This is a genomic window from Kordia jejudonensis, from assembly GCF_001005315.1.
Classification (GTDB): domain Bacteria; phylum Bacteroidota; class Bacteroidia; order Flavobacteriales; family Flavobacteriaceae; genus Kordia; species Kordia jejudonensis.
This window is the reverse complement of the sequence record NZ_LBMG01000024.1, coordinates 78747-93290: the sequence shown is the minus strand read 5'-3', so window position 1 is coordinate 93290 and position 14544 is coordinate 78747. Positions and strand designations below refer to the sequence as shown.

The following is a 14544-nucleotide window of genomic DNA, read 5'->3' as shown; positions in this document are numbered from 1 at the left end:
AACTGCTTTTAGAAAAGACTTTAAAGTTTGTGCTTTCACTATTAATTTTGAATGGTAAAAAAGAATGTTGTCCCTTTTCCAATTTCACTTTCAACAAATATTTCTCCACCATTTCGTTCTATAATTTTTTTGACCAATGCCAAGCCAATTCCAACAGAATCAACTTCAGTTTCTACTTGTAATTTTTGAAATAGTTCAAATATTTTATTGAAATACTTTTCTTCAATACCAGGACCATTGTCGCGAATTGAAAATTGATGTACATCATCAATCAACTCATAATTAATATGAATTTCTACTTCTTCTTTGTCATTATGCTTAATGGCATTTTGAATCAGATTTTGAAAAACTTGTAACAATTGTGATTCATTAAACTTAACTTTTGGCAACTTATCTTCGAGCTTAATTTTGACGTTTTCACGAGAGTTTACCGTAATAATTCGTTCTACCAATGTTTGTGCATCCACAATTTTAGCTACTTGATCTGTGTCCATTTGCAAAGAATAATTTAAAATTCCTTCCACCAACAAATCCATTTGTGTCACTTGTTCTTTGATCAATCGGAGACTTCTATTTGTATCCTTGTTTAAATTGTGCGATTCATCTTCCGTAAGCCAATCTGTCAATGTATATATGTTTCGTAACGGACGTTTTAAATCGTGTGAAACGACATAAGCAAACTCTTCTAAATCTTTGTTTTTTCGCAACAATTCTTTGGCTCTATTTTCAAGATCAAGCGTACGTTGTTGAATACGATCTTCCAAATCTGCATTGACCGATTCTAGCTTTTTTCGATATCGAATTAACCCATTCATCACTAAAAAGGAGAAAATAAATATTGTGCTCATGGAAACCAAAATGGCACTTTCGGACATTCGATCTAAGTCTGAATAATACACACGATACGACAAATGAATCAACTGTGAAGCACTGAATAATATGACCAAAAGTCGATTGCTCAATAATAATACCGAACCAAATATAAATACATAGGTTACCAATAAATAATCGAGTGAAAAATTATTTAACGCCGTAGTATACGTCAAGTAATATTGAAAAATGATCAATGTCCAAAACACAATCCAGCCATAAATTTCATTCAAAAATTTACTTTTTACATAGGGCACTAAACCTACCAACATAAACAATGCGGTAAACACTTCTTGTCCGTGATACGGAATGATTAATCCTGGATTGTAATACAGCATAAACATCACATATATATACGTACTTGGTGACGCTAAGCAGAATGTGAAGCTACTGTTTTTTATTTCGAAAGGTTCTAATCTTCCAATATCTCTGAGATATTTGAAAATCTTATTCAAGCAATACTTTTTTTAAAATTATAAGATTTTAAAGTTATGGAAATCATCCAAATAATCAAGTGTAATAAAATGATTTTTATTTGTGTACTATCTTTTTTTTATTTTACTTTGTATTTCAAAGTACTTTAAATATGACTTCATCAGACTACTTAAATGATATTAAAGAGATTAAAAATCTCATGAATAAATCGTCTCGATTCATCTCATTAAGCGGACTTTCGGGCATCATGGCAGGAATTTACGCGTTGATTGGCGCTTGGTTTGCACGACAAGAAATTGGAAAAGTATATGGTCTTAAAAGAGGAACAGCATACGTTAGTTCGAATGAAATTACCATCAAATTATTAGCCATTGCAGCCATCGTAATTATTTTAGCAGTTGTGACAGGAATTATTTTGACACAACGAAAAGCACGAAAAAATGGAGAGCAGATTTTTGATAAAACTGCTATTAAGTTATTAATCAACTTTCTGATTCCGTTGGCAACTGGAGGAATTTTAGCCTTAATTATTTTACAAAAAGGGTTTATTGGCTTGATTGCTCCTATTACACTTATATTTTACGGTTTGGCTTGTGTAAACGCGAGTAAATTTACACTTGGACATGTAAAATTTTTAGGCTTTGCCAATATTATTTTAGGATTAGTTGCCACTCAATATGTTGGGTATGGTTTATACTTTTGGGCAATAGGATTTGGAGTATTTCACATCATTTATGGCGGATTGATGTACGTATTAGTTGAAAGAACTACTAAATAAACACTGTGAGCATCATTACAAACATAAATAAAGCTTTTGATCACCGAATTCGTTTGGGCATTATGTCCATTTTGATGGTAAACGAGTTTGCCGATTTTAAAATGCTAAAAGAGTTGCTTTCTATCACCGACGGAAACTTGGCAAGTCATGCAAAAGCATTGGAAAAAGTTGAATATATTAAGGTAGAAAAGCAATTTATAGGACGAAAACCAAATACACGTTACAGCGCTACACAGTTGGGAAAATTAGCGTTTAAAAAACACATTGAAGCCTTGGAACAACTCATTAAAAAAAGTGAATCATGAAGCTACAAACGAATACTTCATTTTTTAACTCGAATACTAATTCAATACAAACACATACTAAATACTTATGATATATCACATTCAAAATATAGAAATTTGTTCAACTCAAATGTTTAGGAAACACTCCTAACCCACAATAACACGCTATTTTTTTACACATATACTTTGAAATTCAAAGTACTTTTAAACAAAGAAAAACATGGAACACCAAACAGAAAACTACAGAAACAATAAAGGCAAGTTTAGCACTTGGATGAAAACTTCAATTACCGCGCGCATGGCAATGATGGGCGCATTAATTTTACTATTAATGATTCCGCTTACGCTGATTCAAAAACTGATTAAAGAACGTGAATTTCGTCAACAAGATGTCGTTGAAGAGATTAATGACGGTTGGGGAAATTCAATTTTATTATATGGTCCAATTTTGAAAGTTCCGTATAAAACCTATGAAGAAACGGTAAAGTATGACGCAGAAACAGAACAAACGTATAAAGAGAAACGTACGATTTTAAAGCATGCTTTCTTCTTCCCGAAAAAGTTAAATTTTAATGCTGACGTAAAAGCTTCTCCGAAAAAGCGAAACAATTTTGAATCGGCTGTATTTACCGCAAATATTGTTGCCTCTGGAAATTTTGAAATACCTGATTTTTCATCAAAATCGATTACAGATGAAGATATCGTTTGGGAAAAAGCAACGTTACTGATTAAAACCACCAATTTAAAAGGATTGAAGAGTGAAGTTGCGCTCAACTTAAACGGAACTACGTACGGATTTGAAACTAATTTTAGTGCAAACAATTCGTATAAAAACAGTTTGAACGAACTCGAAAGTTCATTTTTAGCAGTGAAAGATGTTCCGAAAGCAGGAGAAAGTTCATTCAATTTTAGCCTAACGTACAACGGAAGTGAAAGCATTCAGTTTATTCCAATTGGAAAGATTACTGATGTAAAAATGACCTCTGATTGGCAAGATCCAAGTCATATTGGAAATTTTATTACACAAGACGAACACGAAACCGAAAACGGCGGATTTGAAGCAAATTGGCGAATTTTGAACACAAATCGTTCATTTTCACAACAGTTTTTTAAAGCATTGCCACAACTTTATGAATTTTCATTCGGAACAAAATTTATCATTCCATTGGACGAATATCAAAAGAGTGAACGCGCCGCAAAGTATGGTTTTCTAGTAATCGGATTGACGTTTTTAGTGTTTTTCCTAATTCAAACATTGAGCAAAATAAATATTCATCCGTTTCAGTATTTAATGATCGGAATTGCACTCGTGATGTTTTACACGTTGTTGATTTCCATTTCGGAACATAGTAGCTTCTTAAAAGCGTATCTCATTGCAGGAATTGCGGTTATTGTCATGATTACATTGTATTCAAAATCGATTTTAAAAAACTGGAAATTCCCGCTGTTTATCGGCGTTTCGTTAACGGCTTTATACGGATTCATTTTTGTAATCATTCAGTTAGAAAGTTATGCACTTTTAGTCGGAAGTATTGGATTATTTGTCATTTTAGGATTGGTCATGTTTGTATCACGAAAAATCGATTGGGGATTTGAAGATCAACCAGCTACAGCAACAGAATAGCTAAAAATGTATCTCGACTGCGCTCGATATGACAATTCATAAACTTATAAACCTAAAAACTATCAAATCAATGTAGTTAGTCGGTTAGTTTGGTGAGAGACGATTCCTGACTTCTTGGAAGTCGAACACTGAGAAGTTCAGGTTTCGTTTTTAAAACAATTCAACTTTAATTTCAATTTCAAAAATATGAACATTCAATTTTTATATAAATTATTACAAACCGCCAAAATCACAGCAATTTTGAGTTTTCTAGGCGGTACTTTTTTGCTGATTTTATATCTCTATTTTTCAGGATCGAGAACAATTTTAAGCTTAGGTGTTTTTTATGCACTTTTCGCATTAATGGTAAATAGTATTTTATTTTTTACCCTTTTTATCACATTGAAGCACAGCGAAATTAAACGTAAAAAGATTGTAAAATCATTGCTATTGATGATTGTCAATATTCCGATTGGCTGTTTTTATATCTTGGCAGTTTCGTCCTATACTTTATAATTGTTGAGATGAAAAAAACAATCTTTAAACTTAGTTTTCTGTTGCTTTTGGTCTTGGCACTAAAAGCCGTTTACAGCGCAAGCACGTTGGAACAGTTGCGCTATTTTATGTTGCCCATGATTCCTTTTATCGAATTGTTTTCGCAAACAACTTTTCAATGGATTCCTGAAGTTGGCTATAGTTCTCCTTTACATATTGTTATTGAAAAATCGTGTGCAGGCGGGAATTTTTTCATCATATGTTTTGCTTTTTTAAGTTTCAAAATGTGGAAGTTTCAACCGTTTTTACAGTTTTTATTTCGAATCTTTTTAGTAGGAATTTGCAGCTATTTCATCATGATTTTTGCCAATACTGCACGAATTGTAAGCGCTATAAAACTTACCGAATGGAAAGTAACCGAAACATTTATTGATCCTAAAACTGCCCATTTGGCACTTGGTTGCATTCTGTACATATTGATACTTCTTTTTATGAATCATTTTATTTCTTCAAATTATGCCAAAGTTCAAACTACATAAATCGTTAGCGTATGTTGTCACGGTGCTGTTGCTTCAAATTATCTTAGGATTTTTGTTGTACACTGCCTTCAATTCGCCAACAGGAAATTCCTTTACTTGGTCGTCTATTGTCAATTATTGGTTGCTTTTGTTAGTAGCTACTGCCGGATTGGTATATGCGCAGGTGACTGAAAGACTCAAAAGTTGGATTTTACCATGTTTCATTACTATTGGATACTTATTTTTTATACTTTTTCTATTAAATACGGATCTTTTTAAAAGAATTCCACGTATAAAATCGACCAGTATTAATTATGAATTGATTCCGTTGTATTTTACGATTCCTGGTATTTTTCATGCCATGTTAGATTTGATTCTGACCTATTTTAAACCTGATGGTAAGCTTTCTTCAAACCTTAAAAATTTCTTTTTTGCCATTTCGGTTCCTATTGGTTTGTATCTTTTTACCATAATTTTAATTCCACTCATCAGAGGTGCGCATCATATCAGTTTTAGATTTGATGGATTTTTAGTTCAAGCGATTATTTGCATTGCTATTGCGGCGTTTTTGTTCTTCTTTTTACGAATCATTTTAGGAAATATTATTGGACGGAATTTAAAAGGAAATCACACATTTATGGTATTGCTATTTGGATTGTTGCTTCCGATTCTTGGAATAATTTTAAGCACAGAATTTCAACTGTTTGGTGATTTCAATTTTATATTGATTTATGTTGCCGTTGTCGGAAATGCCATTGGTTTGTTTCTACTTTTAGAAAAGTCAACCGTGAAGAAATTTATTGGCTTCTTATTGGCGTGTTTTGGACTTCCGTACGTGTTGTACTTTTTTATTGTGTTCTTGCCGTACATTCCACTTTCATTTATCGCATTGATCGTACTTGGTGCTGGAATTGTAATGCTAACTCCGTCGGTTTTACTTCTTATACAATGGAACGTAATGTCTAAAAATATTGTTCCTATTTTAAAAATATATGGGAAGGAAAAAGTAGTGTCATTAGGTATTTTCTGTTTTTTGATATTGCCGATTTCATTTGTATTATTTTGCCATAATCATAAAGTATTGCTTAAAGATGTTATTGCTGAAACAGAATATTTTGATGCTAGCAATCATGAATATCAAGATTTTGATATTGATAAATTAGCATACATTTTTCATCAAATGGAAAAGAATCGCCGTAGACTTTCGTTTAATTCTCCTGAGAAACGATTGCCTTTGTTGTCTATTTATTATGATTGGTATGTCTTTGATAATTTACAATTGTCACGTAAAAAAGCGGCAGAAATTGATCGTTTATTTTTGGGCGATAAAACCTATACGTTTTCAGGATATCGTCCGCCAGAAACCTTAACCGCTTCTGTAAAATACACATATACAACCGAGTATGATAAAGCTAGCGATTTTTATAAAACACAGATTGATTTTGCCATTACAAATTTGGATAATGTGGGTATGCGTGAGTTTCGTTCAGAGTTTAGTTTGCCAAAAGACGTTTTTATTAGTGATTACTATTTAGATATTGGCGAAGAACGCGTTCATGGAATTTTAGCTGAAAAAAGTGCCGCCAATTGGATTTATGAGCAAATTACGAGTCAACGTCGCGATCCTGGAATCTTACAATATGTATATGGAAATGTACTTTCTTTAAAGGTGTATCCGTTTTTAAAAAATGAAACGCGTACAACTGGTTTTACACTTCATCATAGAAATCCTGTCCATTTTACAATAAACGAAACGCCTGTTGCTATTGACGTAACGCCATTGTCGCAACATGTAATTGAAATTGCCTCCAATGCTTTTTATATTCCTGCGAAAGTAAAACTTGATTTGCCAAAAGTAAGTGCGCCAATTCAGTATTATTTTTTAGTTGACAATACGCGCGAAGGCGAAATACAACGAGCACAGTTTGAAGAAGATTATAAAAATCTAGATGCGAAGATGAAGGAAAATGCACAGATTTTATATGTGGATGCAGATGTAAATTGGGGAAAGCCAACAACGCCCAAAAAGTCAGGTTTTAATCTGCTGAAAGCTGTTTCGCAGATTCAATATATGCATCAAGATAAAAAGACAATTCCGTTTGTGGTCGTGTATGCTGCCAATATGAATCGTTTTTATGGAAAGTATACACATTGGGAATTGAAACATCAATTTCCGTATGATAATTTTGTGGAATATGGCGCTTGGAATCAGCAAGCAGTTTCTGCATTGGAATTTGTAGCATTTACCAGAAATGGGAAATCGCATTATGTACCCAATGACAATTTGCCTTCGTTGATTTCTTTTGATGAAACTGACGAATTTTCTATGCAACCAACTTCTAATTCGTATTTGAATGCGCTACAATTGCGATTGTTTCACGATGTAAATGATTTGAATCCGAAACGAAAACGAACACGTTGGTTAGACGGTTTACGCCAGAGTTTTTCACAGAATATTTTAACGCATAGCACAACGTATATTTCACTTGAAAACAAAGCTCAGGAAGAACGTTTGCTAAAAAGGCAAGAAGAAATTATGAGTGCTTCACATTCAGACGAAGCAGGAACAGAAATGCGACAGATGAGCGAACCATATTTCTGGATATTACTTCTGCTCTTTTTTGTGTATATCGGACGACAACAATTTTTACAACATAAAAACTCTAAAATTATATGAATTTACAAGGTTATCAATTGAATCAGTTTTTACTACTGAATAGTCTATTTTGCGTTTTAATGGTATTGTTTCGCGTGTATGTAACAGGAAGTTTGTTTTACAGTTTCCTGATTTGGAATTTGTTTTTAGCAGGCATTCCCTATTTTATTTCTTCTGCATTAGCAAAAACTGTTTGGCTAAAAAAACAAGCATTGGTATTATTGGTTGTTTTAGGAATTTGGTTGTTATTTTTACCCAATGCGCCATACCTCATCACCGATTTGATGCATTTGCGACATGCAAAATCGTCATTGTCGTGGCTTGATCCTTTTATGTTATTTGCTTTTGCTTGGAATGGTTTGATTTTAGGCTTGTTATCTATGCATCAAGTATTTCACATTTTGATTGAGAAATGGAATCGTGCCGTTGCCAAACGTTTGTTATTCGGCGTTGTATTTTTGTGTGGTTTTGGTATTTATTTGGGAAGATTTCAACGTTGGAATTCATGGGAATTATTTAGTGATCCTATTATTTTATTGAAAGATTGTTTCCGAAGCATTTCAGATCCGATATACAGAATTAGAACTTTAGGAATTACCTTAGGTTTTGGAACGTTTTTGTGGATTTTATTTTTGACAACAACGTCTTTTTTCAGCATAAAAAAAGCATCTCGTGAATGAGATGCTTTCTATTTTTTTATATTGTTTTTATTCCATTAACAACCTGAATCAACAATAAGATCAACTGTTCCTATTGAAAAACAACCACCGCTATTTATATTTTCCACTCTATAAAATATTGTTTGTGAAGTGTTAATATTTGTATATGGACTTACGAGCGGGTTTACTTGTGTATTTGCATCTTGCACTGTTTCGTAATATGTAACAATGATTTCAGCAGGATTTTGATTTTGTATAATTTGCGCATCCAATTGTATCAAAGAAAAAGTTGCAATACCATCACCATTGCCATCACAAGCTGTAAGACTTAATCCTGCAGGTGCAGAAGGTATTGGATATAATACGATGACTAATGTAGCTACTTGTATGACACCTTGATCATCAATTCTAACATAAAAAATATCTCCATCTGAAACTTGAACCGCCAGATTTATTGAATTTAAGTTCGCATCAGCATCAGCTAGTGTGTAATGATAACTTACGTTTGCTATACCTACAGAATAATAACCATCCATGGTTGATAGATCAATAATAGCTGATCCGCTTCCATCGTCACAGGATTCTAGTGTACCCGTTTGCGGGAAGTTTCCATTGTTGTCATTATCATAGATAGCTACTGTTCCCTGCACGGTTGTGTTACTTGTATTTCCACTTGTTACCGTTCCACTCACTGTAAATTCTTCCAAAGATTCCACAATTGAATCATCTATAATTGGAATAGGAATTGTTGCAGAGAGGCTTCCTGAAGGAATAGTTATTGTAAGAGCAGTTGCAGTATAATCATCAGGGCTAATTGCTGTACCGTCAGTGGTAGTCATATTGATTGTTGTATCCGTATTACTCGCATAATTTAAAAAGACATGCATATTAGCGGTTCCTACACCTTCATCTACAGAAGCTATATGTGTTATTGATAGTTCTGGCATAAAAGGATCACTAGGATCGTTAGGATCACTTGTTCCGTTTGGCACTTGACCTGTACTTGGATTGTCAATTCCTGTGGTTTCTTCACAATCTGTTAGCCCATCGCCATCACTATCTTCATAACTCCAATATAGATATAGTTCTCCAATAGCAGTTTGTCCTGTTGCATTGTTTGTAGCTACTACAAAAACCATTTGTGTATTTCCTACTAAATCTGCAATTGACACTCCAAATGGAGAATTTAAAGGACTTGTTTGCGCTGTTGCATCGGCTTGTGTAAGATAGAATTCGTAAGTATGTAAATCGTTTCCAAATTGTGTTGCTGCTGCAACTAAATCGAATTGAACAGGATCACAACCAACTCCTAATGCTTCAGCGGTAAAAGCTAGTACATCTATCGGATCTAAGTAGTCAGGAATTTGATCTCCGTCACTATCATCATTTGTCGGATCGTTATCTCCATCATAGTCTTCATCAGCTGTATTAATTCCGTCGCCGTCGTCATCTGCATCTTGATAGTTTGGAATTCCATCATTATCAGTATCATCATTAGACAAGTCGTTATCGCCATTTACATCTTCAAACGAATCAAAAATACCATCGCCATCCGTATCTACAAATCCTGTACATGAACTCAACGCTCCTAAATCAACTGTAATTTCTCCGCTGAACGTTCCTGTAGTGACATCTGTAACTTGATTGTTGGCAATATCAATTCCTTTTATAGAATAATTTAATGATCCGCAATACGTAATCGTGTAATCAAATGTACCATCTGTTACAGGAATGATTAAGGTTTGACTGTCTAAGAAAAGTTGCAAATAACCATCTGTTACATTGTTTCCGTCACACGTCACAAAAGTCCCTGTAAGCGTTGTGGCATTTTGGTTTGTATCACTAACAACGATAGTTGTAGTTGTATCGTTGGTAAACGGACCGATAGTTGTTGTAAATGGTTCGCCTGTACAAGAAATATTTGGCACTGTAACAATGAGTTCTTCTCCAGAAGGAACCAAACCACATTCTAAGCCATTACCGTTTGTATATCCGTACGTTCCTGTAGTGTTTAATAGTGAAGAATATAAATCTACAGGTGTGTATGGCATTGGATCTCCTTCTTCATCTATCAATTCGATACATAAATATATTGAAGGATAAGGATAGTCATAGTTCCAAAATGTGAAGTGACTAACATCTCCAACATATTTGTTGCCTTGTAATGTAGCTTCGCCTTCTTCAACCCAATATCCTTCTATTTCATCAAAATACCATAGTGGAATTGTAGCTGGCGGATTGGAAGCATTTGCCGCTAATGGCATTGAAATTTGTGATGCACTTCCGTCTGCGAGTTGTAATTCTTCTCCTGTACCACTTTTTAGCTCAACCGCTAACATTCCATAGGTTTCTAAAGCCACTGCGCCTCCACTAGCATTTTGTGCAAATAACATTCCTGGCATCATGGTTTGCATATTAGCATCATCTGGACTTAAGTGTTTTAAGACTACTTTTACTTCTCCCGAATAGGCTGAACCATCTGCTTTCGTGTAGTTTCCATCAAAAGTTACTTCTGTTCCATTTGAAAGATTTACAGTAGCTTGCTCACCAGTGTTTATGGTAGCAATGATATCTTCTTTTAATAACATTATTTCTACCCGATTGACTTCTGAAGCTGAAGGTGCCAATGCTCTTGAACCTGCAATGTATCCATCTTTTTCAGCAGTGATGTACGCAAATTTTTCATATGCTGATGCAGCATCGACAGAGAATATTCCAAAAAGATCGGTAGTTGTGGTTGTATTTCCAATACGAATTGTAGCACCTTGTACAGGTTCTTTTTGTTCGTTTACAACGCGACCTAGAAAGCGTGCGGTAATTGCGGTTCCGAAGTTTTCTTCAAAGTTGCTATTTATTTGAGGATCTTCGGTTTCTGTAGTGATAGCATTGTCGTCATTCTCGCAAGAGAAAAAACTCAGTACCACAATACAAGAAAGTATTGAAATAATTTTTTTCATGAGTAGTCGGTTTAGTTATTTAACTATATAACAACTAAACTTTTAAAACTCCTACAAATTATATGTCATTACTTATGATTCGCCATCCACATAATCCTGTAAATAGGCATAGCGTTCTGCGAGTTTTCCATCAGAAGTTGTCATTTTAGCTCTTGCTAATACACCATCTTTATCGCCATTGTAAAACGCAGGAATTACATGTTGTAAAAACATTTCTCCAAAGCCTTCACTTGCATCTTTCGGAAGTTCGCACGGAAGGTTGTCAACTGCCATAACTGTGATTGCATTTTCTGCATCAAAAGCGACTTCTTGTTCTGTTTGCGGATCATAACCATAGAAAGGATCAGCAATGGTTGAAGGTCTGATTGTACTTGCCACAGGACCATCAATATCGCATGAAATATCAGCAATTAAATTAATTTTGAATTCAGGATGTTTGGCATCTTCTCTTGTGAAAAGATATGGAGCACCATCGCCATAAAAGTGTCCTGCAATGAAGAAATCGGTCACTTTTGCATACGGCATAAAGTTGCTCTCGTAACCGCTTGGATCTTTGTAAAATTCAAATTTATCTCCAGCTTTTCCATCAGTACGTTTGTTGTATTCCATGACATCAATCATACAATAGACAGGTTCTGTAAAGTCAGCAGTTAAATACACTGTATCAGTCACTTCTTTGATTCCTAAGTGATCTAAAATTTCTTTAGCTCCATAGGCAACTTTTCCTGTTCCAGAGAGTATTATTTTTATATTTGGAATGGTAATTTTGTCTAATTCTTTCTTCACAGCAGCTAAATCTGCAAGGTGTTCTACTTTTGGCAATTTGAATAAACCATCGCGTAAGCCCAATGCGCGAAAACCATTGTACGCACCAACTAAACCTGCATAACGTCCGAAACCTATTAAACGTCCACCATTGTCTTTTGTAATGACTTCATGATCGTACATTTCAATATTTTTGGCTAACATTGCTTGTAGCAACTTACGATTGTATGGTTGTTTTTTGATGGTATGTGAAAAGTAAAAGTATTTTTTATTTGGAATTAAATGGTCAATTGGCACTTCTTTGACACCAATCATAACGTCACAATCAGATACATCATTTGTTACTTCGAATCCTTTTTCCGCGTAAGCGTCGTCAGAAAACACTCGAATATCGGAAGCTTCAACTTTAAAAGTGGCTTCTGGAAATTGTAGGTTGGCTTCTGCTAATTTTTCTGGAGAAAACACTACGCGTCGGTCTGGCGGATTTTTACGTTCTTTTATGATGGCGAATTTCATGGGCTTTTTTTAATATAATCAGTAATAATAGGAACTGACAGATTGTGTTTGGTATATTTTTTGCTCTAAAATAATAGTATTTGGAACAAAAAACACAAAGCTATTAAAATTTGTGCTATTTTTGCTTTCCTTTTTACGATTTAAAAGTAAAAGTTCTTAAACATATTGGGGTCGACTGGTTTTGACAGCGAGTCGAATTGGAGTGTAAGCACGTCGAGCGCTGAGACATAGCTCGTAAATCTCATATTTCACACTTTTTAAATGGCGAAAATAACTACGCTTTAGCTGCCTAATCTGAATTATAGTAAGATAAGCCCAGTTTCCGTTAGACGGAAAAGCTGAATGTCTCCCGGTAGCCCTTGTTGATGGCGACCGATTTAGAGACACCATAAAAGTCAACATCGAAATTACGTAACTTCGCCGTAATTTTTACAACTAAGAAGATAAGCTATTAGTAGGCGGTTTTTGGTCAGCTAATAGTCGAAAACTAAACAAGAACTAAGCGTGTAGAAAGCATTTTAATTGCTTGTTTGGACGAGAGTTCGATTCTCTCCGACTCCACAAATAACGCTCTAAAGTATTTATTTAGGGCGTTTTTTATTTTAAATAGTATCACAATAGCTGCTGCTTCAAATTCTGCAAAAAAACCTTATTACAAATTTCCTACAGTAAAATTAGTAGTACATATATATTCTAATTCCTGATATTCTAAAACGTATAAGCATAGAGTTTTTAGTATTTCTTGGTTATCTTATTTGATTATTAATTTTAAACTATGAAAAAACAAAACACTAAAAATTAACAAATTGAGCGTTTCTGATACGAATCCCAAACTCATTAAAGGAGGTTTACATAAAAGTGACTCGACAGAATTTTCAGAATGCTGTGCACAAAGAGAAATATAATCTACAGCGAACTTCGGTTCGCTTTTCTTTTGCCATATGATTTTGTACATTTCTAAATTGAAAATACAGACAAAACGCATACATGAAAAAATATATATTCATTCTCATTGCAATTATCCTTATAAGTTGTGACTTTAAAGAGAAACCACAAGAAAAATCTACGGAAGCAGCAAAAATCAACGAAGTCACGGTTGCCTACAAAACTGATGCTGCTTTAGGCGAAGGCGCTTTTTGGAATCATGAAACCAACGAATTGTACTGGATTGATATTGAAGGGAAAACAGCACATATATTTAATCCGAAAACAACAGAAAATCGCTCGTTTCCAACTGCTTCACATATTGGTACTATTGTCCCGAAAAACAAAAATGAAGCGCTCATTGCTTTGGTAGACGGAATTTACACAATGAATGTTCATACAGGCGAAACTACAGTATTTGCAGACATGAAAGCGCAATTAACAGGCTGTAGACTTAATGATGGAAAATGTGATCCAGCTGGAAGATTGTGGGTTGGCTCCATGAATTGGCAACAAGAAAAAGGAAAAGCAAAACTCTTCGCGATACAAAATAATGGTGCCGTTACTACAAAACTTGATAGTGTAACCATCTCAAATGGAATTGTTTGGACAAAGGATCAAAAAACCATGTATTATATTGATACGCCGACTTCTCAAATAAAAGCATACGATTATGACAATGCAACTGGTAATATTTCCAACGAACGTGTTGCGGTTCAAGTGTCATCAGATTTAGGTTTTCCTGACGGAATGGCGATTGATGCCGAAGATATGGTTTGGGTTGGTATGTGGAACGGAAATGCCGTTATTCGATTTAATCCAAAAACTGGAGAATTGCTTCAAAAAATAGAAGTTCCTGCGCACAATATTACATCATGTGCGTTTGGCGGCGATAATTTGGAAATACTTTATATCACTTCTGCAAAATTAGACATGACCAAAGAAGAAGCCGAAAAATATCCGCTTGCAGGTTCTATTTTTCAAGTACAGACAGGTGTAAAAGGTGTAAAAAGTGCTTTCTTTAACTAAAAAAAGTCACATAAATATGGATGCGTTCGTTAAAGAATAAGGCGAGTTGGATACT

Annotated in this window: 11 protein-coding genes and 1 other RNA gene; 9 read left to right on the top strand and 3 right to left on the bottom strand. The window is 34.4% G+C overall.

The window, feature by feature from the left end:
- Positions 1 to 41 precede the first annotated feature (41 nt).
- Positions 42 to 1325 (bottom strand): sensor histidine kinase, encoded by a 1284-nt coding sequence (locus tag AA089_RS23685; protein ID WP_053002373.1) that lies wholly within the window; start codon positions 1323 to 1325, stop codon positions 42 to 44.
- A 131-nt stretch (positions 1326 to 1456) separates the two neighbouring features.
- On the opposite strand from AA089_RS23685, the gene AA089_RS12695 reads away from it, so the two are divergent.
- The 7 genes from AA089_RS12695 (at position 1457) to AA089_RS12665 (ending at position 8319) form a co-directional block, all read left to right on the top strand.
- A complete protein-coding gene (locus AA089_RS12695; RefSeq protein WP_046757328.1) occupies positions 1457 to 2083 on the top strand; it encodes a hypothetical protein in 627 nt (208 codons plus the stop codon).
- A 5-nt stretch (positions 2084 to 2088) separates the two neighbouring features.
- Positions 2089 to 2388, top strand: a complete 300-nt coding sequence (locus AA089_RS12690; protein ID WP_046757327.1) for a winged helix-turn-helix domain-containing protein — start codon at positions 2089 to 2091, stop codon at positions 2386 to 2388.
- 199 nt (positions 2389 to 2587) lie between these two features.
- On the top strand, positions 2588 to 3991 hold the full coding sequence (creD, locus tag AA089_RS12685) for a cell envelope integrity protein CreD (protein WP_046757326.1): 1404 nt from the start codon (positions 2588 to 2590) through the stop codon (positions 3989 to 3991).
- 186 nt (positions 3992 to 4177) lie between these two features.
- The gene (locus AA089_RS12680) at positions 4178 to 4486 is read left to right on the top strand and encodes a hypothetical protein (RefSeq protein ID WP_046757325.1); all 309 of its coding nucleotides are present in this window, start codon (positions 4178 to 4180) and stop codon (positions 4484 to 4486) included.
- 8 nt (positions 4487 to 4494) lie between these two features.
- A complete protein-coding gene (gene xrtK / locus AA089_RS12675) occupies positions 4495 to 5004 on the top strand; it encodes an exosortase K (protein ID WP_082113267.1) in 510 nt (169 codons plus the stop codon).
- Complete coding sequence (locus tag AA089_RS12670; RefSeq protein ID WP_046757323.1) at positions 4982 to 7660, top strand: MSEP-CTERM sorting domain-containing protein; 2679 nt, start codon at positions 4982 to 4984, stop codon at positions 7658 to 7660. Before xrtK ends, AA089_RS12670 begins: the two co-directional genes overlap by 23 nt.
- Positions 7657 to 8319 (top strand): DUF1361 domain-containing protein, encoded by a 663-nt coding sequence (locus AA089_RS12665; RefSeq protein ID WP_053002371.1) that lies wholly within the window; start codon positions 7657 to 7659, stop codon positions 8317 to 8319. Before AA089_RS12670 ends, AA089_RS12665 begins: the two co-directional genes overlap by 4 nt.
- A 35-nt stretch (positions 8320 to 8354) precedes the next feature.
- On the opposite strand, the gene AA089_RS12660 is transcribed toward AA089_RS12665, so the two are convergent.
- Both AA089_RS12660 and AA089_RS12655 read right to left on the bottom strand, forming a co-directional pair.
- Positions 8355 to 11255: a Calx-beta domain-containing protein gene (locus AA089_RS12660; protein ID WP_046757322.1), complete on the bottom strand. Its 2901-nt coding sequence runs from the start codon at positions 11253 to 11255 to the stop codon at positions 8355 to 8357.
- A gap of 72 nt (positions 11256 to 11327) precedes the next feature.
- Complete coding sequence (locus AA089_RS12655; RefSeq protein WP_046757321.1) at positions 11328 to 12536, bottom strand: NAD(P)-dependent oxidoreductase; 1209 nt, start codon at positions 12534 to 12536, stop codon at positions 11328 to 11330.
- A 167-nt stretch (positions 12537 to 12703) separates the two neighbouring features.
- Between AA089_RS12655 and ssrA the strand changes: the two genes are divergently transcribed.
- Both ssrA and AA089_RS12650 read left to right on the top strand, forming a co-directional pair.
- Positions 12704 to 13100, top strand: a transfer-messenger RNA (tmRNA) gene (gene ssrA, locus AA089_RS24090).
- Positions 13101 to 13523: 423 nt separating this feature from the next.
- On the top strand, positions 13524 to 14489 hold the full coding sequence (locus tag AA089_RS12650; RefSeq protein WP_082113266.1) for an SMP-30/gluconolactonase/LRE family protein: 966 nt from the start codon (positions 13524 to 13526) through the stop codon (positions 14487 to 14489).
- Positions 14490 to 14544 lie beyond the last annotated feature (55 nt).

Coding starts and splice junctions, on each gene's coding strand:
- AA089_RS12695 (WP_046757328.1), top strand. CDS start 1,457: ATGACTTCATCAGACTACTTAAATGATATTAAAGAGATTAAAAATCTC.
- AA089_RS12665 (WP_053002371.1), top strand. CDS start 7,657: ATGAATTTACAAGGTTATCAATTGAATCAGTTTTTACTACTGAATAGT.
- creD (WP_046757326.1), top strand. CDS start 2,588: ATGGAACACCAAACAGAAAACTACAGAAACAATAAAGGCAAGTTTAGC.
- AA089_RS12680 (WP_046757325.1), top strand. CDS start 4,178: ATGAACATTCAATTTTTATATAAATTATTACAAACCGCCAAAATCACA.
- AA089_RS12660 (WP_046757322.1), bottom strand. CDS start 11,255: ATGAAAAAAATTATTTCAATACTTTCTTGTATTGTGGTACTGAGTTTT.
- xrtK (WP_082113267.1), top strand. CDS start 4,495: ATGAAAAAAACAATCTTTAAACTTAGTTTTCTGTTGCTTTTGGTCTTG.
- AA089_RS12670 (WP_046757323.1), top strand. CDS start 4,982: ATGCCAAAGTTCAAACTACATAAATCGTTAGCGTATGTTGTCACGGTG.
- AA089_RS12650 (WP_082113266.1), top strand. CDS start 13,524: ATGAAAAAATATATATTCATTCTCATTGCAATTATCCTTATAAGTTGT.
- AA089_RS12655 (WP_046757321.1), bottom strand. CDS start 12,536: ATGAAATTCGCCATCATAAAAGAACGTAAAAATCCGCCAGACCGACGC.